The organism is Duganella qianjiadongensis, from assembly GCF_009857915.1.
Taxonomy (GTDB): Bacteria; Pseudomonadota; Gammaproteobacteria; order Burkholderiales; family Burkholderiaceae_D; genus Rugamonas; species Rugamonas qianjiadongensis.
The window spans coordinates 43,323-63,673 of sequence record NZ_WWCM01000021.1 but is presented as its reverse complement, the minus strand read 5'-3'; the positions used below and the strand labels follow the sequence as shown (position 1 = coordinate 63,673).

The window sequence follows — 20,351 nt, the reverse complement described above, 5'->3', positions numbered from 1 at the left end:
GATGCCGCAGCGAACTTGGAAGATGGCAGCAAACCAGTTTGCCATTCTGTTTGGGGAACGCTTCACCAACGCGATTAATTAACTACGAACCGCGACCCCGGCACACAAAATTCCTGACAGGTCCGTTCTGGCTGACGTGGGCAGGAAATAGACCGTAGAGTAGGGAAGTCTGGGCCAAAACGAAAAACGCCGACTTCAAGGATCGGCGTTTTCACTTTTTATTCTTGGTGGCCCGGGGCGGAATCGAACCACCGACACAAGGATTTTCAATCCTCTGCTCTACCAACTGAGCTACCAGGCCAAGGAGCAAGATTATAGCAGACCTCCCCCCGGGTTTGGCAAGAGGCATGTGCCTATTTTATTGACAGCAATATTTTCGGGGTATAAATTTGTCTTTTTCGCTAATTCTTGATGGGACTGCAATGAAAAAGACACTCTGCGCGCTGGTAGCGTGCGTGGCAGCAGGCTGGGCGCATGGGGCTGCACTGACCCCGGTACAGGCACAGATGCGCGAAATCTATCAGGAACTGGTGGAAACCAACACCACCAATTCTGCCGGATCGTGCACGCTGGCGGCGCAGAAAATGGCCAAGCGCCTCAAACAGGGCGGTTTTAAAGACAGCGAAATGCAGATCATCATTCCGCCCGGCGGCCCTAAAAAAGGCAATCTGGTGGCGCGCCTCAAGGGCGACGGCAGCCGCAAGCCGCTGCTGCTGCTGGCCCACATCGACGTGGTAGAAGCCAACCGCGCCGACTGGGTGCGCGATCCGTTCAAGCTGATCGAAGAAGACGGCGTGTTCTATGCCCGCGGCGCTTCCGACGACAAGGCCATGGCCGCCTCCTTCGTGGCGAATATGCTGCGCTACAAGAAAGAGAAACTGGCCCCCAAGCGCGACATCATCATGGCGCTGACCTGCGACGAAGAGATGGTGCCGACCGAATTCGATGGTGCCGAATACCTGTTCAAGCATCACCGCAACCTGATCGATGCCGAGATCGCCCTCAACGAAGGCGGCAGCGGCCTGCTGGACAAGAACGACAAGCCGGTGCGCCATGGCATACAGGCTGGCGAAAAAATCTATCAGTCCTTCCAGTTCGAAGTGACCAACCCCGGCGGCCACAGCTCGGTGCCGCGCCGCGACAATGCCATCTACCGTCTGTCGGAAGGCCTGAGCCGTCTGGGCAAATTCGATTTCCCGTTCCGCCTGTCCGACGTGACGCGCGCCTTCTACGAGCGCATGTCCACCATCGAGACGGGGCAGGTGGCAGCCGATATGAAGGCCATTCTGCAGGACCCGCCGGACATGGCTGCACTGGAGCGCCTGTATGCAATTAGCCCTGCACACAACGCCACCGTGCGCACTACCTGCATCGCCACCAAAGTGGATGCCGGCCATGCCGACAACGCCCAGCCGCAGCGCGCCCGCGCCAACATCAACTGCCGCATTCTGCCGCAGGAAACGGTGGCCGAAGTAGAAGCGACCCTGAAGCGCGTGGTGGCCGATGAGCAGATCCGCATCACCCGCATCGGCGAAGGCGAGGGGGCACCGATACCGCCGCTGACGCCGGAGCTGATGAAGGCCATCGAAGAAACCAGCAAGCAGATGTGGCCCGGCGTGCCGGTCATCCCCACCATGTCCACCGGTGGCACGGACGGCCGCTTCCTCAATAACGGCGGAATCTGGACCTATGGCGTGAGCGGCATGTTTGCCGGCCCCGAGGGCAGCGGTGCCCATGGCCTGAATGAGCACATCCGCGTGAAGTCGCTGTACGACGGGCAGGAGTTCCTGTACCGGCTGGGCAAGCGGCTGGCGACGGACTAAAAACAACGGCCCGGCGGGTGCTATGCATCCCGCCGGGCCGTTCTGATGGCTGCCTGCGCTTTATTCGGAAACCAGAATGCGCCAGCGCCACGGCTTGAGCTGGGCCGGACCTTCATCACCGGCCAGCTTGTATTTCTGCACCGTGTTGCTCAGGTTGACGATTACCCGCACGCTGTTTTTGCCCTGTTCGCGCTTGAAGGCAAACAGCTGCTCGTTGCCCACGTCGAGCATTTGCAGCGCACCGCCGGCTGCACCATTCCACAGCGCCGGATTGGCTTTCTTGAGCTGGTTCAGGCCCGTGTAGAAGCCTTCCAGTTCATAGGTTTTCCAGTCGATCGGGTCTTTCTCGAAGAATTCCAGACGTTTTTCCAGCCGCGATTCCTGGCCGTTGTAAATCATCGGTATGCCGGGCAGGGTGTAGCTGAGCACTGCCATGGCGCCATAGGCCGGGCCATATAGCTCCTTGTCGGTGCCCTGCCAGGAGTTGACGTCGTGGTTGCTGGTGAACTCCAGCCGGTAGGCGTCGCGCGGATAGGCCTTGGGCGGCTTGGCAAGGAAGTTGCGCAGGTCGCTGGCATTGGCTTCGCCTTTGCCGATCTTGATCATCAGGGTGCTCAGTGGCCAGTCGTAGCTGGCATCGAACGCATGCTCGTGCAGATCGGGCTCGTTCCACTCGGCCAGCATGAACACGGGCTTGATCTTATTGAGCTCGGTGCGCGCCTGATTCCAGAACGGGGTCGGGATCAGACCGGCGGCGTCGCAGCGGAAGCCGTCGATGTCAGCTGTGCGCACCCAGTAGGCCATGGCATCGGTCATGCCTTTCCACAGCGCCTTGTTGGTGAAATCGAGGCCGATCACATCGGTCCACTCTTCCATTTCGCCTGCTTCGTTCTTGAAGGTGACGGAATAGATTTCGCCCTTGTCGTTCTTCTTGAACCAGTCCGGATGCTCGGTGGCCCATTTGTTGTCCCACGACGTGTGATTGCCCACCCAGTCCAGTATCACTTTCATGCCCATCGCGTGGGCCTGTTTGACCAGGCGGCGCAGGTCTTCCGTGGTCCCGTAGTCGGGGCTGACGGCCATGTAATCCTTGACCGCGTAGTAGCTACCCAGCGTGCCTTTGCGGTTACGCTCACCGATAGGGTGGATGGGCATGAGCCAGATTACATCCACGCCCATGGCTTTCAGACGCGGCAGGTTGCTGGCAAACGCATTGAGCGTGCCTTCCTTGCTGAACTGGCGCAGGTTCACCTGATAGATGTTGGCGCTGCGCGTCCAGGCCGGATGCTTGACGGTGCTGGTTTCGGCATGGCTGATGGCGGGCACGGGGCCGAGTAGCAGGGCCGCCAGCGGCAGCAGGGTAGCAAGCTTTTTCATGAGTCTCCTTAGTTTTTCAGCGTGCGTTCGAACAGCTGGTAGATGCGCCGGTATTCATCGTACCAGCTTTCGGGGTGTACGAAGCCGTGCCGTTCCAGCGGATACGACGCCAGCTCCCAGTTATCTTTTTTCAGTTCGATCAAGCGTTGCGCCATCCGCACCGAATCCTGATAGAACACGTTATCGTCGATCATGCCGTGGGCGATCAGCAGATGGCCTTGCAGCTGCTCGGCGTACTCGATGGGCGAGGAGACCTTGTAGGCGTGCGGATCGAGCTCCGGCGTGTTCAGGATGTTGGCCGTGTATTCGTGGTTGTAGGTGGTCCAGTCGGTGACGGGGCGCAGCGCTGCGCCAGCCTTGAACTGCTCCGGCGCGCGCAGCAGGGCCATGAAGGTCATGAAGCCGCCATAGCTGCCACCATAGATGCCCACCTTGCTGGCGTCGCCCTGATGGTTGGCCACCAGCCAGTTCAGACCATCGATGTAGTCTTCCAGTTCCGGATGGCCCATCTGGCGGTAGATCGCCGTGCGCCAGTTGCGGCCATAACCTAGCGAAGCGCGGTAGTCCATGTCCAGCACGATGTAGCCTTGTTCCACCAGCAGGTTGTGGAACATCTGCTCGCGGAAGTAGACCGGGTAGCGCTGGCTGGTGTTCTGCAGATAGCCGGCGCCGTGCACGAACATCACGATAGGATATTTTTTACCGGCGACCAGCGTGGCGGGGCGATACAGCTTGGCCCATACCGGATCGGCGCCATGGGTGGACGGCACGGCCACGATCTGCGGCATGATCCATGCACGCGCCTTGTAGTCGGGCGTGCGCACGTCGTTCAGTTCGGTGACAGCGCCGCCGCTGCTGGCCACCGTGGCCAGATGGGTAGGGTTGTAGGCGCTGGAGTGGCGCAGCAGCAGCTTGCGGCCATCGGGCGACAGGCTGAAGCCTTCTACGCCACCCACCGAGGTCAGCTCGCGCAGGGTGTGGTCGCGCACGCCGGTGGCGCAGACTTCATAGGTGCCCGGCAGCTTGGGGTTGCACAGGAAATAGGCCGTGCTGCCGTCGGCATTCCATTCGATATTGCTGGCTTCCCATTTGCCGCTGGTGAGGGCGCGGCTTGTGCCGTCGGCGCTACGCAGATAGAGGTGGGCGTAGCCGCTTTCTTCCGACTGGTACCACAGCGTGCTGTGGTCCGGTAGCCAGCCGAAGTCGTTGTAGCGGTTGTTGACCCAGGCGCTGTCGCTCAGGCGGTGCAGCGGCTGCAGTTTCGCGGTCGTCAGATCGACGCTGGCGATCCAGCGGTCCTTGTTGTCGATGGCCTGCGCCATCACGGCCACGCGGGCGCCGTCGGCGCTCCACTGGATAGCTTGTTCGCCTGCCTCGAAGCGTACCTTGCGGTTGCCCTTGAGCGGCTCCAGATGCTGGGCGCTGCGCAGTTCGGCCAGCGGATCGGTGGCGATACCGGGCAGCACATCGAGCGACAGCTCGGTAACTTTGCGCGTCGCCAGTTCCACCAGCTTGAGCTGCTGTTCCAGCGGGCCCGCTTCGCTCACCCGCTTGCGTTCGTCGTCGCTTTCTTCGTAACCCGATTCGGTCACGTATTTCGGCATCTTGCCCACGCGGCGCTTGTCGCCATCCTTGGCGCTGGTGATCACCAGCAGGTAGCGCCCGTCCGGCGACAGGGCGCTGGCATCGATCGCGACCTTCTCGCCCAGATACACGGGCAGCGGGGCGCGGCTGGCATCGGCGGTGCGCTCGGCATTGCGCTGCTCGCGCAGGGCGTCGCGTTCTGCTTTCAGGCGGCTCAGGGTGGAGCTCAGGCGCAGTTGCAGGTCGCGGCGGAAATCGGCTTCCGCTGCGGCGTCGGGATCTTTGGCCGCGCGCAGCAGGGCCAGTGGTGTCATCAGGCGTTCGCTGCGGTTCCAGCTGAACCAGTCCTGTCCGACGCGGAATTGCACGTGCTTGCCATCTGCAGAATATTGCGCCGCAGCCGCCGGGCTGCTGCCCCGCACGATCTGGGTCAGCGCGCCCGTTTTCAGGTCGCGCTCGAAGAGATCGCCGTTGCGCAGCACGATGGCGCGCGTATGTTCGCGGTTGTAGATCGGGTTAGCGCTATCAAGATTGGCCAGAGCAGAGGCGGCCACGGTTTGCACCTTGCCGCCGGCATCGATGCTGAACGTGTCGCGCACGGGCGAAGCGCTGCGTTTCTGCTTGTAGTAGATCTGGCGGCTATCCCAGCCCCACCATGCGGCTTCGACAGGGTTGCCTATCCAGTCCGGATGGGCCATGGCCTGTTCCAGCGTGATCGGGGTAGGGGCGGCAGGGGCGGAGGTGGCGCTTATTGTGGCGGCCAGGAAAGTTAGAACAAAACGCATCGTTAGCTTTGCTGTGAGGTTGGTCCAGGGAGCGTGCCGGATCACGGCACGGTCTGGATTCTAGCCCAAGCGCGTTAGCTAATCCACATTGTCGTTTCATCTACCTTTGCCGCGCGATGTTTTCGCTGCGGCGGGACGATATGGTGTAAATCGTTTAGATCATTTTTGCACGCTGGCGTTCAGGCCGGCGAGTAGAAGCCGGTATAGGCTGCCACCGGCGGCTGCGCGGCGGGCGAGTCGTCCGGTCCGGCAGCGTGGCCTTCCTGTGCCAGAAACTGGCTGCCGATCTCGAACCACTCTTCGCTGGAAATGACCTTCTGCGCCAGCGGCAGCAATTCCTGTTCCTCCTTGTCGAGCCGGGTGAGCAGGTTCTGGCAGTACAGATCGATGGTGCGGCAGAGGAATTTGCCATGCATGGCGCTGCGGCGCATGGCGCGGCGCAGGCATTTTTGCACGGCGTTGAGCATGGCGCGGCCGATGCGGCTCAGTGCTTCCAGATCTTTCACCAGTGCCGCGCTGCTGGCGTCGGCTGCGCGCACGGCGGGCAGCAGACAGGCTTCCACCTTGCGCTGGTGGCGCGTTTCGGCAAAGGTGATGAGTTCCTGCAACTGGCTCTGGATATGCACAGGATCGATTTCCTGCGGGCGGCGCGCGCTGTTCTGGACGTATTGCAACATGCGCGCGATGAAGTGGCGTTCTTTTTTCTGTTCTATCGATAGTGTCAGCAAGACATAGGTAGCAGTGAGCATGGCGATTCCCGTATTTCGTCAGACTTCGGCAGCACGTTAGGTATCGCGCCCGAGGTGTAGACCATTACCTTAGCGGCGTACCGGACTCATACAACGTCGATTTACAATTGTTCACAAGTAGTCGTGAGGCAATACGACAGCACATTACCGGCGGGTACCCTTGCTGCGTTGCTCTTGCCGGCGAGAAGCTGGCGCAGTGGTTTGCTCTGAGTCGTAGATTATGCACCTGCATGCGGCCGCCGTGGCAGTTTTGCCAGCATTGATACAAAATATTTTCCGCATCTATTCCTACAGGAAATCACGATAGAATAGTCCCCTGCACGTTCAATCCGGAGTCTGTTTGTCCTGCGTTGCCCATCCTGTACGCTGCCTGCATGGCATGCTGCCAGTCCTGCTGCTGGCTGCCGGGCTGGCGCACGCCGGTTGCAGCCGGCCTATCGTGGCGCCTGTCGCGCCCACCGGCTATAGCGTGATCGTCAAGGATAATCAGGTGAGCGGGGCGTTTCCCGACGCCCTGCGCGAGCTGGGTCGGCAATATGGTTGCGAGTTCGTCTTTCCTGTCGTGCCGCGTGCGCGCAGCACCTATATGTTCCTCAATTCCGGCGAATCGGATCTGCTGCTGCCCGCCTCGCGCAGCGAGGAGCGCGACCGTCAGGCCGAGTTTGTGCCGATGATGAAACTCCGGATGGCGCTGATCAGCAACAGGCGCAGTCCGGTACGCAGTAGCAGCGTGGCTGATCTGCTAGCGCATCCCGAGTGGCGCGGTGCTGTGGTGCGCAGCTATGTGTTTGGCAACGAATACAACAGCCTGATCGAGAAACTTGATGCACAGCACAGACTTTCCTATGTGGCCGCGCCCCTGATGGTGGCCCGCATGATGAAAGTCGGGCGGGTAGATTTTACCGTGGTGGCGCCGATCATTTTCCTGAGTTCGCTTTCGGAAGATGCCACGCTGGCGAATTTTTCCAGCGAGGTGCAGGTGGCCGCTCTGGACGGCTTGCCGCCCGCCGAGAGCGGCATCTATCTGTCGCAGAAGTCGCTGGGCGCGGCCGACCGCGAAGTGCTGCGCCAGCTGCTGCGCCAGGCCGCCAAGGGCACGCTGTGGAAGTGGTTCCAGCACTATTATCCGCCCGAGATTGCGGCCTATGCCATACGCCCGCACTGAGGGCCAGGCTGGTCTAAGTATCGCAAAGTAACAATTCTGCCAGCACTTTGATTGCTGCACTGCACTCTTGGTATCATGCGGAACAGCCGGCCACGAGCCGGCCTTTTCTTACAATGTCGGAGATCACCGAATGAAACTACCTTTGTTGCTGCTGGGCACCGCGTTGGCGGCTTCCAGTGCCACGGCTGCGCCGCGCGGCTTTACCGTGGAAGATCTGGTGCGGATGGAGCGCGTGGGCAGCCCCGTGCTGTCGCCGGACGCCAGTCGCGTGCTGTACACCGTGCGCGCCACCAATATGGACAAGAACCGCGGTAACACCCAGCTGTGGATGCTGGACCTGCGCGCACCGAAAGCCTTGCCGGTACGTCTGACCCAGGCCGAAGCCAGCAGCACGGACCCGGAATGGTCGCCCAATGGCGATGCAGTGTATTTCCTGTCGGCACGCTCGGGCTCGCAACAGGTATGGCGTTTGCCGCTGGCTGGCGGCGAAGCCGTGCGCGTGACGGATCTGCCGCTCGATGTGGAGAATTTCCGCCTGTCGCCGCAGGGTGACCGGCTGGCATTGAGCCTGGCCGTGTTCCGCGATTGCGCCGATCTGGCCTGCAGCAAAGCGCGCCTCGACGCACAGGCCAAGAACAAGGCCAGCGGCAAAGTGTATGACCGCCTGTTCGCGCGCCACTGGGATACCTGGGCCGATGGCCGCAACAATGTGCTGTACTCGGCGCCTATCGATGCCAGCGGCAAGGTTTCCGCCCAGCCGGTCAGCCTGTCCGGCACGCTCGATGGCGATGTGCCGTCCAAGCCTTTCGGCGACCACGACGAATATCACTTCAGCCCGGACGGCAAGACGGTGGTGTTCTCGGCCCGTATCGCCGGCCAGACGGAAGCATGGTCGACCAATTTCGATATCTACACGGTGCCGGCTGCGGGCGGCACGCCGGCCAATCTGACGGCGGACAATCAGGCCTGGGACAGCAAGGCGATCTATTCGCCCGATGGCCGCACGCTGGCCTATCTGGCCATGGACAAGCCGACCTTCGAAGCGGACCGTTTCCACCTGGTGCTGATCGATGTGGCAACGGGCAAGAAGCGCAGCGTGGCTGATAGCTGGGACCGTTCCATCGCCGATTACCGCTGGACTCCGGACAGCAAAACCGTGCTGGCCACGGCCGACGATATCGGCCAGCATCGGCTGTTCGCCATCGACGCGGCCAGCGGCAAGGTCAGTGCTCTGAGCGGCAATGGCTATGTGAGCGGCTTCGACGTGGCACGCGACACCATCGTCATGGCGCAAGCCAGCCTGTCCTCGGGCGCGCAGCTGTACAAGTTCAAACTGGGCGGCACGGCTGACAAGGCCCAGCAACTGACCCAGCTGAACGCGCAGGCGCTGGCCGAGGTGAAGTTCGGCGAGTACGAGCAGTTCTCCTTCAAGGGTGCCAACGGCGAAACCGTGTATGGTCATGTGATGAAGCCATGGAATGCCGAAGCGGGCAAGAAATATCCGGTCGCCTTCCTGGTGCATGGCGGCCCGCAGGGCAGCTTCGGCAACTCGTGGAGCTATCGCTGGAACCCGCAGGTGTATGCCGGTGCCGGCTACGCCACCGTGTTCATCGACTTCCACGGTTCCACCGGCTATGGCCAGAAGTTCACCGACTCGATCAGCGGCGACTGGGGCGGCAAGCCGCTGGAAGACCTGCAGAAAGGTCTGGCCGCTGCGGTGGAAAAATTCCCATGGCTGGACCGCGAGCGTAGCTGCGCGCTCGGCGCCTCGTATGGCGGCTTCATGATGAACTGGATCGCCGGCAACTGGTCCGATGGCTTCAAGTGCATCGTCAACCACGACGGCGTGTTCGATACCCGCGGCATGGCTTACTCGACGGAAGAAATCTGGTTTACCGAGTGGGAAAACGGCGGCCCTTACTACGAGGTGCCGGAACTGCACGAGAAATTCAATCCGGCGCTGAAAGTGAAAAACTGGAAGACGCCGATGCTGGTGGTGCAGGGCGATCTGGACTTCCGCATCCCCACCGCACAGGGCTTAGGCACCTTTACGGCGCTGCAGCGCCGTGGCATACCGAGCAAGCTGCTGATGTTCCCGGACGAGAATCACTGGGTGCTCAAGCCGGCCAACTCGGTGCTGTGGCATCACACGGTGATCGACTGGCTCGATACTTATCTGAAAAAATAAGCTGAACCACTCAGCTTATCCGATCATCCTTATCCAACGCCCGCCCATGCGGGCGTTGTCCCTTGCAAGGAATACCATGAAAAAAACTCTGATTGCAGCCAGCATTGCGCTGCTGCTGGGCCAGTTGCATGGCGCCGCCATGGCCGCAACGCCTGCCCGTGCTGAAAACGCCTACCTGTCGCAGCAGGATGCTGCGGCCCGTTCGGCCCGCGTGGCCAATGTCGATTACACGCTGGACTTCACGCTGACCGGCGCCGAGCGCTTCAGCGGCAGCACTACACTGCAGTTCGACCTGAACGATGCCAGCGCGCCGCTCACCATCGATCTCGATAAGGCCAGCGTGCATAGCGTCAGCGTCAACGGCAAAGTCGTGACCACCCAGTACAACCAGTGGTTTGTCACCATCGCTGCAGCCGATCTGGTGGCTGGCCGCAACACCGTCACCATCAGCTACGAGCGCCTGCACAGCACCAATGGCGAAGGCCTGCACCGCATGGTCGATCCGGTCGACCAGCGGGTCTACACCTACACCCACTTCGAGCCGGCCGCTGCACACCAGATGTTCCCCTCGTTCGACCAGCCCGACCTGAAAGGCACTTACGCCATTACCGTTACCGTTCCGGCAGACTGGGTGGTGTCGTCCACCAAGCGCGAGAGCGGTATCGAAGATCTGGGTGCCACGCGGCGCTGGACTTTCCCCCGCACCAAGCGCCTGAGTACCTATAATTTCTCCATGCACGCCGGCCCCTACAAGGTGTGGGAAGACGGCAGCGCGAAATATCCCATGCGTTTGTTCGCGCGCCAGTCGGTAGCCAAGCAAGTAGCGCCGCAGGACTGGTTCAAATACACGCGTCAGGGGCTGGCCTTCTTCGACCAGTACTTCGGCCTGCCTTACCAGTTCGAGAAATATGACCAGCTGCTGGTGCCGGACTTCCTCTATGGCGCCATGGAAAATGCCGGTGCCGTGACCTTTGCCGAAGGCGGCTTCCTGCACCAGAGCGAAATGACGGCGGCCCAGCGCCAGAGTCTGGCCGGTGTGATCATGCACGAAATGGCGCACCAGTGGTTCGGCGATCTGGTCACCATGAAGTGGTGGAATGGCCTGTGGCTGAATGAAAGCTTTGCCTCCTTCATGGGCACGCTGGCCACGGCCGAAGCGACCGAATTTTCCAACGCATGGCAGGGCTTCTACTCGGGCGGCAAGCAGGCTGCCTATGTGCAGGACCAGCGCGTGACCACGCACGCCATCGAAACGCCGGTGCCATCGACTGCCAATGCGTTCGATAACATCGATGCGATTACCTATTCCAAGGGCGCTTCCACGCTCAAGCAGTTGCGCCATCTGCTGGGTGAAGAAACCTTCCGTCAGGGCGTACATAACTATCTGGTCAAATACTCCTACCAGAACGCCAGACTCGATGATTTCATCGGCAGTCTGGGCGAGGCAGCCAAGCGTGACCTGAGCGGCTGGACCAAGCAGTGGCTGTATGAACCGGGCGTGAATACCATCGCGGCAGACTTCAGCTGCGCCGGTGGCAAGATCAAGCAGTTCACTCTGCGCCAGAGTGCGCCGAGCGCCACCATGCCTACGCTGCGCGAGCAGCGCGTACAGATCGGCCTGTTCAAGCTGACGCCGCAAGGTCTGGCCTTGAGCAAGAATCTGCCGGTCACCTATCAGGGCGCGGCCACGCCAGTGCCGCAGCTGCAAGGTGCGGCCTGTCCGGATCTGGTCTACCCCAACTATCAGGACTGGGGTTATGCGCAGGTGCAGCTCGACGCCCGCTCGTTCAGCACGGCGCAGGCTAACTTGAGCAAAGTGGCTGATCCTATGCTGCGCTCCATGCTGTGGCAAAGCCTGTGGGACAGCGTGCGTGCCGCCCAGCTGCCGCTCGATGATTTCCTCAAGACGGTGCTGGCCAATGCACCCGCCGAGAAAGACTACACCCTGCTGGGCGATGTGACGGGCAAGCTGCGTATGGCCAAGGCCTATCTCGACGAGATGGGGCCGGAGGTGGCCAGCTCCCGCGACCAGCTGCTGCCGCAGCTGGAGCAGATGGCCTATCAGGCCAGTGTGGCTGCACAGGGCGATAACAATTTCCAGCGGCGCTGGTTCGGCACCTTCCTCGGTCTGGCCAGTACCCCGGCGGCGCTGGAACAGCTGGCCGATATCCTCAGCGGCAAACGGGTGGTGCCGGGCCTGACGGTGGGGCAGGATCTGCGCTGGGACATCGTCATCCGCCTGAACCGCTATGCCTATCCGGGCGCCGCAGCGCTGCTGGCAGCCGAACAGGCGCGTGATCCGTCCGATGCCGGCCAGCTGGCAGCGGTGGCGGCGACGGCAGTGCAGCCTGATGCGGCAGTGAAAACGGAATGGCTGGGCAAGATACACGATCTGCAGACCAAGCTGCCGTTCTCCAAGGTGCGCAAGGCGATGGAAAACCTGTATCCGGCCGAGCAGCGCGCACTGGCGGAGCAGACGGCTGCCCAGCGTCTGGCCCAGCTGGCACAGGTGGACCAGAGTGCCGGCCCCGTATTCATGCGCACTTACGCCAACACGCTGCTGCCTAGCGCTTGCACTCCGGCCAGTGTGGCACGTCTGCAGGCTGTGCTCGATGAAACGAAAACCCTGTCCGCCGGGACCTTGCGTTCCTTGCTCGTAGCACATCAGGAAGACCAGCGTTGCGTTGCCATAAAGAAAAAGCTCACCAAATTTTAATTGTTGAGCTTCTGACTGAGCAAAAGCCAGCCGCAAGGCTGGCTTTTTTTTATTCCTGAAGTTTCGCCGGAATAGACGCTTGCTGGATGATATTTAATCGCCAGAGAGCGACGATACGGAAAAATGTCTCAATTTAGACATTTTATAAATTTTGCTGAAAATTTTATTTTTGCAGATACACAACGTAAATTCATTCATTTTAAGTTGTTTTTGTGACAGCTTTATGACATGGCTGCCATAGTGATGTCAAGTTTTTATTCTGCATTTTCAATTATTTTCTAATTATTATTCAGTATCATTTCATTATTGAAATGTTGAGTGTTTGTTATATTGGTTGGCACTTTTAATAAAGTGACCACAGGCTCAAGTCGGTGTATCGACCGGTCGGGCCCTCGATATCCCTTTCCCACAAGGCAGACCAATGAACAAATCTACCCAATTGCAGCAGGCTCCGGTCGCACGCCGACTGAAGCAGCTCGGCATATCCGTGCTGGGCGCTATGGCTCTGGCGAGCGCTGCGCCAGCCATGGCCGATGTCATCACCTTTGACGGCCCGCTTCCCGATTTCCCTATTTTTGGCGGCGGCGAAAGCTTTACCAGCAGCGGCTACACGTTCCACGTGTTCGATAATCCGCTGTCGGTTTCCGGCACCGGTCTAGCCGGTGCTGTGTTGAATGGCAACGATCCTTTTGTCTGCAGCAATGCGGTATGCCCGAGTGGCAATAGCACCAGCTACTATGCGGGTCTCAATGATGGCTCTGTCAAGATGACGGGCAGCGATGTGCGCGGCTTCCGTCTGAGCGCCGTGGATTTCGGTTTCATTTCGCCGCTCGCCGGCCAGCCGGCTGGTCTGCTGCCAGGCAAGCTGACCATCACGGCGGAAAAAGTCGGTGGCGGTACGGTGTATGCCGAACTGGAGTTCGGTGCGCTCGATAACAGCAGTGCTTCGCCTTTCCTGCACGCTACGCTGGACAGCCAGTTCGGCAATGCGGCCTACAGCAGCGTGGTATTCAGTTCGTGCGTGTATGACAGCGCCAATGGTTGCAGCCAGGGCAAAAACCAGGCCCAGTTCGGCATCGACAATATCGAAGTGGCTGCCGTACCGGAACCGCAAACCTACGCCATGATGGGCCTCGGCCTGGCCGCCATCGGTCTGCTGGCCCGTCGCCGTCGCGCATCCCACAACGCTTGAGCTGAAAGAATTTATTCCATGAAATTACGTCCAATTACTTCGGCGGTACTGCTGGTGCTGTCGGCACTGACCAGCTCGGCGCACGCTGACGAAGAACGCCGTTCCTACATCGTGCAACTGGTGGATAAGCCGGTTGCCACCTACACCGGCCAGATCGCCGGTCTGGCTGCCACCATGCCCGTCAGCGGCCAGCGTCTGAATGTGGATGCCTCCGATGTGCAGGCTTACATCAGCTATCTGGAACAGAAGCAGCAGGCGGTGATCAGCAGCGTCAGTGCTGCCGAAGTCACCCACAAATACGATGTGGTCTTTAACGGTTTTGCCGCGCTGCTGACTGACGATGAAGTGCGTGCACTGAAAAACAATCCGGGCGTGGCGGCCATTACGGCCGACTCCATCATGCAGCTCGATACCAGCTACACGCCGAGTTTCCTCGGTCTGGATAAGGCCGGTGGTCTGTGGCAGCAGCTGGGCGGACAGGGCTCGTCCGGCGAGAACATGATCATCGGTATCGTCGATGGCGGTATCTGGCCTGAGCACACCAGCTTCGCCGACCGCGTCGATGAAAGCGGCAGCCCCAGCCACAACGGCAGCACCCGCGTCTACGATGCGCCGCCAGCAGGCTGGAAGGGCGCCTGCGATACGGGCGAAGGCTTCGGCACCAACAACTGCAACAACAAGCTGATCGGCGCGCGCTACTTCAAATCGGCCAGCCAGAGCCTGCACTGGACCGAGTTCAACTCGGCGCGTGATTCCGTCGGCGGTGCCGAAGGTTCGGGCGGCCACGGCGACCACACGGCCAGTACCGCAGGCGGTAACGCTGGCGTGACGGTGACGCAGAATGGCCTGAATCTGGGCAAGATCACCGGCATGGCGCCGCGTGCCCGTATCGCTGCCTATAAAGTCTGCTGGACCGACGCTGCCACCGCCAAGAATGGTTGCGCTACCGCCAACAGCGTCGCCGCCATCAATCAGGCGGTAAAAGACGGCGTCAACGTCATCAACTTCTCGATCGGCCCTAGCAGCGGCGGCGGTGCTTTCAACGAAGCGACCGAACAGGCCTTCCTCGGCGCAGCCGCAGCGGGTGTGTTCGTGGCCGCTTCGGCCGGTAACTCCGGACCGACTTCGACCGCACCCGCGCCGGTGGCCCACATCAGCCCATGGCTGACCACGGTAGGTAACTCGACCCATAACCGTATCTATCTGGGCGATGCCATCCTCGGCAATGGTGTTGCGCTGTCTGGCGCTTCGGGCAACGCCAATACTGCCTCGGCACCGCTGATACTGGCGAAGGATGCCGGTCTGGCAGGCGTCGATCCCGCCAGCGTCGCACTGGCGCAGTGCTTCGGCGCTGCCGACACGCAACCTGCACTGCTCGATCCTGCCAAAGTAAGCGGTAAGATTCTGGTCTGCGACCGCGGTAACAACGTGCTGGTGAACAAGAGCGCGAATGCCAAAACGGCAGGTGCAGTGGGCGTGGTGATCGGTAACGTAGCCGGTGGCGCCACCACCATCCTGAATCAGGCGCACACCGTCTCGACCGTGCACATCGATTATGCCAGCGCTACCACGCTGAAAAACTATGTGGCCGCCAATCCGGCCGCCGCCACGGCTGCGCTGGGCAATCTGCATGCAGCGCTAGATGCAACGGTGAAAGCACCGATCATGAACGGTTCGTCGTCGCGCGGTCCGAACGTGGCAAACGCCAACATCCTGAAGCCGGACCTGACGGCGCCGGGCACCGACATTCTGGCTGCCGTGACGGCGGACCTGAGCAAGGACCAGCGCAATGCCGTTGCTGCCGGTGGTGTGGCACCGAAAGTCGAATGGGCCTTCTACACGGGTACCTCGATGGCTTCGCCGCACGTGGCCGGTATCGCCGCACTGCTCAAGCAGCGTCACCCGGACTGGTCGCCTGCGGCCATCAAGTCGGCACTGATGACCACCGCGTTCGATACCTACACCGATGGCCTGACCACGGGCGTGGCCTGGGACGCGACGGCGAAGAACACCGGCACGCTGCCATGGGCACAGGGTGCTGGCCATATCGCGCCGACCTCGGCGGCAGATCCCGGTCTGATCTATGACATCGTTCCTAACGACTACACCCGCTTCCTGTGCGGTCAGGGTCAGGTGTATTCGGCTGCGCAATGTACTGTTGCCGGTGGGGCGATTGCTCCGCAAAACCTGAATCTGGCCTCGCTGACGGCCGGTAACATCCTCGGCTCGATGACGCTGACCCGTACTGTTACTAACGTGGGCAGCAGCCGCGCTACCTACAATGCAGTGGCTGCGGTGCCGGGCTACACGGTCGATGTCCAGCCAGCGGCGCTGACCCTGGCACCGGGCGAGAAAGCCAGCTTTACGGTCAAGATCACCCGTACCACCGCACCGATCGATACCTGGGCCTATGGCCGTCTGGTGTGGAGCGACGGCGTGCACACCGTGCGTAGCCCGGTGACCGTGCGCGGCAGTGCACTGGCTGCGCCATCGGCGGTGTACAGCGAAGCGACTTCGGGCAGCAAGATCCTGACCGTGGGTACCGGTTTTGCCGGCACCATGGGCACCGTCAAAGGTGGTCTGCTGGCAGCCAGCCAGGATACCCGCAGCATCGCCAAAGCGACCAATACGGCTTCGGCGGCACTGACGGCGGCCTGTGCGGCTGGTGGCGGTACCGGTGTGGTGGCGCACAATGTGACCATCCCTGCCGGTACTCTGCTGGCACGCTTTGCCCTGTTCGATAGCGATACTCTGGGCAAAGGCAATTCCGATCTGGACCTGCTGGTGGTGCGTGGTACGACGGCGGTGGCCAGCAGTGGTGGCGATACCTCGAACGAGCGTGTGCAGCTGCTGGCGCCGACCGCGGGCGATTACAAAGTCTGCGTGATCGGTTATGCACCGGCGGGCGGCAACGAGACCTACACCCTGTCCAGCTGGCTGGTACAACCAAGCTCGACCGGTGGCAACTTCAAGGTGCTCACGCCGGGTGCAGCCACTATCGGCGGTACGGCTACGGTGGCCATGAGCTGGTCCGGTCTGCCGGTAGGCAAGCGTCATGTCGGCGTGGTCAACTATGTGCTCGGTGGTGTCAAGCAGGGCACTACCGTGGTTGATGTCGATACCACCGACCCGCTGCCGCTGTTTAACAACTCGCGCGCCAAACCGGTACTGGCCGACTAAGCGTCCGTCAGCAGTAAGAAGCCCGCGCACCTCGCAGTGCGCGGGTTTTTTTTTGTTCTAGCGTCCGGCCGGCGTGCTGCTGGCGGGGCCGGTGGCGGGCGGGCGCAGCACGCAGCGTCCGGCGCGGCACTGGGCGCCGGGATCAGGCACCAGTGCGCAGTTGGACATCAGTTGCTGGCGCTGGTCGTCGGCACTGCGCGCCGTTGCATAGGCGGCAGCCAGCTGCTGCAGGCGCTGATCGTGGCGCTGGTCGTCCGACCAGGGCAGATAGCGTTCCGGCCCGCCGCAGGCCTTGCTGCCCACACCTAGGCTGTGGCACTGCTGGTCGTGCTGGCAGCCGCTGCGCTGGCTTTCAGCCTGTAGCTGTTGCCACAGTTCGGCGGTGGTAGCGGGCGGCGCTGCCGCATCCGGCAGGCTATGGCAGGCGCTGGCCATAGCCAGCAGCGCGGGCAGGGCCAGCCAGACCAGACGGCGCAAAGGAGGAGGGCGGGTTTTCATGGGCTTATCATGCGGCCAATTGCCAGGACTGGCAAGCGCGAGTTGTATCGGGTACGCTGGCGGCCGGCGTCAGCTGTGCGGCGTATGCGCGGCGATGCTGCGCAGCAGCTCGCGTCCGAATACGCGCGTGCGTGCCGTATCGACCTGCCGCTTTTTGTAGGCGTCGTGGCTGGCCGGGCCGGTCAGGCTGCGCTGGTAGCTGTCGGCATCCATCAGTTGGATTTCGTACTCGAAGAAAAAGCCCACGTCGTAATCCTGTTCCGGCGCCGCGTCGAGCTGCTGCACATGGATCATCTTGCGCACCGTGACCTGCACGCTGTTGTAGCCGCTGCCGGTATGGGGATTATCGCAGCGGGTCAGGGGCTGGGCCTGTTCGGCCAGCTCGGCATCCATCTGGCGCAGCAGTTCGCTAGGGTAGCCGTCGCTGGCTGCAATGCGGCTGCGGTATTTATTGAAGATCAGCTTGGCGGCATCGAGATCGAGCAGGGTGTTGCGGGTGCGCCCCGCATCGACGTTGGTGACCGACAGCAGGTGCGAGCGCTGCAGGGCGCGCAACGCCAGCAGGCATTCGAAGCGGGTGGCAAACACCAGCCGCACGCCCAGATGATCGAAGATGTCGGCGGCCAGATAGGCGGCTTTCTGCAGTAGCTTGAGCAGGATGCTGTTGCGGCCCTTGTTGTTTTTGCGGTCGTAGTGCAGCAGCGGCAGGCAGATTTCGCCATCGGTCAGGAAGTAGCGCTCGCCGTCGCTGCGGATCACTTCGTCGAGCGAGCCGAAGACCTGGCTGCGGATGGCGTGGAAGTGGCGCAGCTTGAGATTGTTATCGATGTAGAAAATGCCGTGCATGACTTTCAGCACGGCGCAGGCCCACATGCGGCGCAGATCGACCTGCTGGCCGCGCAGCGAGGCATACACCAGCAGCTGCAGCGGATCGCCGGGCGCACGCACCTCGGCGGGAATCAGCAGCGCCTGCTCCGGCGTGAGAAAGGTCTGGCAGATGAATTCCACTGCTTCGGCATGGGCCTGCCGGATCAGCCGGGGGGCAGCTGGCTGGTCCAGATCGAAACCGTATTCGCGCACGAACTGGCGCGCATCGTGGAGATTGCGCAACGCCAGCGCGCCCAGATCGATGGCGGACACCCCGTTGGCGATGGCGTTCAGATAGCTCCAGTTGAGCGAGAACTTGCCCGTGCTTTTCAGGGTGGGGGTCAGGGTCGGCATAGCGGCGATGGCGGACTGCGATAAACCAGTATCGCAGTCCCTACAGGCAGCGTCAATGCTGCACCGCGTCAGCGGGCAGGCCAGTAGGCGGTTGCTGCGCTATGGATTTCGTGTCAGTATTGCCGCGCGGGTAATCGGTCAAACGCACCGCATTAAAACTAAAAAATACGGAGATAGCTTTGAAAAACACCATGCTCATCTGCTCCCTGCTTGCTGCTGCCACCGCGCAGGCAGGCACGGGGCCGGAGTTCGATGCCAAGCACTTGTCGCAGGACGTGAAAGTGCTGGCATCGGATGAATTTGAAGGGCGCGGGCCGAATACGGCCGGCGAAACCAAGACGGTGGCCTATCTGATCGAACAGTTCAAAGCGGCCGGTCTGCAGCCGGCTGGCGATCTGCTCAAAGGCCAGAAGAATGTGCGTAGCTGGACCCAGGATGTGCCGCTGGGCCGCTTTGAAATCAAAGGCCCCGTCAAACTGCAGTTGCATGATGCCAAAGGCAATCAGGAACTGAAACAGGGCGAAGACATGGCCGTGCGTGCCGCCATGAACGGCAGCAAAAAAGTCGATTTCCGCAACGCGCCGCTAGTGTTTGTCGGCTATGGCGTGAATGCGCCCGAGCGTCGGTGGGATGACTTCAAAGGCTTCGATCTGCGCGGCAAACTGGCGGTGGTGCTGATCAATGATCCGGACTTCGAAACGGGCGTGGGCGACTTCGGCGGCAAGGCCATGACCTATTATGGCCGCTGGACCTACAAGTATGAAGAGATGGCACGGCGCGGCGCGCTGGGCACCATCATCGTGCACGAAACGGCGCCGGCCTCGTACGGCTGGGCCACGGTGAAGAACTCCAACACCAACGTCATGTATGACATCGTGCGCAAGCAGCCAGCCATGGCGCACGCTTCGATGGAAGCGTGGATACAGCGCGATCTGGCAGTGGAGATGTTCAAGCGCGGCGGGCAGGATTTCGAAGCGCTGAAAAAGCTGGCGCAGACGCGCAACTTCAAGCCCGTGCAACTGCAGGGCGTGACGCTGACGGCCAGCTATGCGGTCGATGCCCAGACCATCGTTTCGAAGAACGTGGCTGGGCGCGTGGTGGGCAGCACCCATCCCGAGCAGACCGTGATGTATAGCGCGCACTGGGACCACCTCGGTGTAGGCCTGCCCGACGCCAAAGGCGACAAGATCTACAACGGCGCGGTGGACAATGCCACCGGCATCGCCGCCTTGCTGGAACTGGCCCGTGCCTATGGCAAGGCGCCAGCGCCACAGCGTAGTGTGCTGTTCCTCGCTGTGACGGCGGAAGAAAAAGGTCTGCTCGGCTCCGAGTACTATGCCGCCTATCCGCTGTATCCGCTGGCCGAAACGGTGGGCGCGATCAATATGGATGCACTGAGCCCGTATGGTCCTGCGCGCAACTTCACCATTTCCGGCAGTGCCAAGCTCGATCTGCTCGACCAGCTGATCGCCAAGGCCAAGCAGTACGACATGGTGTATGCGGCTGATCCTAAGCCGGAAGCCGGTCACTTCTTCCGCTCCGACCACTTCCCGCTGGCCAAGCGCGGCGTACCGGCAATTTCCTTCGGCTCCGGCGACGACTGGATCGACGGCGGTCTGGCCGCCGGCCACAAGTCGGAAGAAGACTATGTGAGCAATAACTACCACCAGCCTTCGGACGAGTGGAAAGCCGAGTGGCCGTTCACCGGCATGGCGCGCGATCTGGGCCTGCTGTATGGTCTGGGCCGTGATCTGGCCGAGTCGAAAGACTGGCCGAACTGGGCGCAGGATGCCGAGTTCCGCATCATCCGCGATGCCAGCGCCAATAAGCGCCACTAGGCTGAGGCAGTATTAAGCACCAGGACCGCCAGCGA

The 20,351-nt window shown here is 61.3% G+C and carries 13 protein-coding genes and 1 tRNA gene; 7 read left to right on the top strand and 7 right to left on the bottom strand.

From position 1 onward, the window contains the following. Window positions 1-225 precede the first annotated feature (225 nt). Window positions 226-301 (bottom strand) — tRNA-Phe (locus tag GTP27_RS20820). 121 nt (window positions 302-422) lie between these two features. Between GTP27_RS20820 and GTP27_RS20815 the strand changes: the two genes are divergently transcribed. Beyond that, window positions 423-1,823: a M20/M25/M40 family metallo-hydrolase gene (locus GTP27_RS20815; protein ID WP_161041023.1), complete on the top strand. Its 1,401-nt coding sequence runs from the start codon at window positions 423-425 to the stop codon at window positions 1,821-1,823. Window positions 1,824-1,883: 60 nt separating this feature from the next. On the opposite strand, the gene GTP27_RS20810 is transcribed toward GTP27_RS20815, so the two are convergent. The 3 genes from GTP27_RS20810 to GTP27_RS20800 all read right to left on the bottom strand — a co-directional run bounded on the left by GTP27_RS20810 (window position 1,884) and on the right by GTP27_RS20800 (window position 6,318). Then, window positions 1,884-3,200: an alpha-amylase family glycosyl hydrolase gene (locus GTP27_RS20810; RefSeq protein WP_161041022.1), complete on the bottom strand. Its 1,317-nt coding sequence runs from the start codon at window positions 3,198-3,200 to the stop codon at window positions 1,884-1,886. 8 nt (window positions 3,201-3,208) lie between these two features. Then, a complete protein-coding gene (locus tag GTP27_RS20805) occupies window positions 3,209-5,569 on the bottom strand; it encodes a S9 family peptidase (protein ID WP_161041021.1) in 2,361 nt (786 codons plus the stop codon). 179 nt (window positions 5,570-5,748) lie between these two features. Continuing rightward, a complete protein-coding gene (locus GTP27_RS20800; RefSeq protein WP_161041020.1) occupies window positions 5,749-6,318 on the bottom strand; it encodes a hemerythrin domain-containing protein in 570 nt (189 codons plus the stop codon). 340 nt (window positions 6,319-6,658) lie between these two features. Here GTP27_RS20800 and GTP27_RS20795 point away from each other — a divergent pair, with 340 nt between their 5' ends. The 5 genes from GTP27_RS20795 (at window position 6,659) to GTP27_RS24090 (ending at window position 16,759) form a co-directional block, all read left to right on the top strand. Further along, the gene (locus GTP27_RS20795; protein ID WP_161041019.1) at window positions 6,659-7,483 is read left to right on the top strand and encodes a type 2 periplasmic-binding domain-containing protein; all 825 of its coding nucleotides are present in this window, start codon (window positions 6,659-6,661) and stop codon (window positions 7,481-7,483) included. A 130-nt stretch (window positions 7,484-7,613) separates the two neighbouring features. Beyond that, complete coding sequence (locus GTP27_RS20790; protein WP_161041018.1) at window positions 7,614-9,671, top strand: S9 family peptidase; 2,058 nt, start codon at window positions 7,614-7,616, stop codon at window positions 9,669-9,671. A gap of 76 nt (window positions 9,672-9,747) precedes the next feature. Further along, complete coding sequence (gene pepN, locus GTP27_RS20785; RefSeq protein WP_161041017.1) at window positions 9,748-12,387, top strand: aminopeptidase N; 2,640 nt, start codon at window positions 9,748-9,750, stop codon at window positions 12,385-12,387. 421 nt (window positions 12,388-12,808) lie between these two features. After that, entirely contained in the window at window positions 12,809-13,579 is a 771-nt protein-coding gene (locus GTP27_RS23680) for an NF038120 family PEP-CTERM protein (RefSeq protein ID WP_202416970.1), read from the top strand. 18 nt (window positions 13,580-13,597) lie between these two features. Further along, entirely contained in the window at window positions 13,598-16,759 is a 3,162-nt protein-coding gene (locus GTP27_RS24090; protein ID WP_161041016.1) for a S8 family serine peptidase, read from the top strand. Between the two features lie 57 nt (window positions 16,760-16,816). On the opposite strand, the gene GTP27_RS20770 is transcribed toward GTP27_RS24090, so the two are convergent. From GTP27_RS20770 to GTP27_RS20760, 3 genes are all read right to left on the bottom strand, one after another. Then, the gene (locus tag GTP27_RS20770; protein WP_161041015.1) at window positions 16,817-17,257 is read right to left on the bottom strand and encodes a hypothetical protein; all 441 of its coding nucleotides are present in this window, start codon (window positions 17,255-17,257) and stop codon (window positions 16,817-16,819) included. A 69-nt stretch (window positions 17,258-17,326) separates the two neighbouring features. Next, complete coding sequence (locus tag GTP27_RS20765; protein WP_161041014.1) at window positions 17,327-18,478, bottom strand: TIGR04552 family protein; 1,152 nt, start codon at window positions 18,476-18,478, stop codon at window positions 17,327-17,329. A 52-nt stretch (window positions 18,479-18,530) separates the two neighbouring features. Next, on the bottom strand, window positions 18,531-18,671 hold the full coding sequence (locus GTP27_RS20760; RefSeq protein ID WP_161041013.1) for a hypothetical protein: 141 nt from the start codon (window positions 18,669-18,671) through the stop codon (window positions 18,531-18,533). Between GTP27_RS20760 and GTP27_RS20755 the strand changes: the two genes are divergently transcribed. Continuing rightward, the gene (locus tag GTP27_RS20755) at window positions 18,670-20,316 is read left to right on the top strand and encodes a M28 family metallopeptidase (RefSeq protein ID WP_161041012.1); all 1,647 of its coding nucleotides are present in this window, start codon (window positions 18,670-18,672) and stop codon (window positions 20,314-20,316) included. The two genes, GTP27_RS20760 and GTP27_RS20755, sit on opposite strands and share 2 nt — an antisense overlap. Window positions 20,317-20,351: the final 35 nt, after the last annotated feature.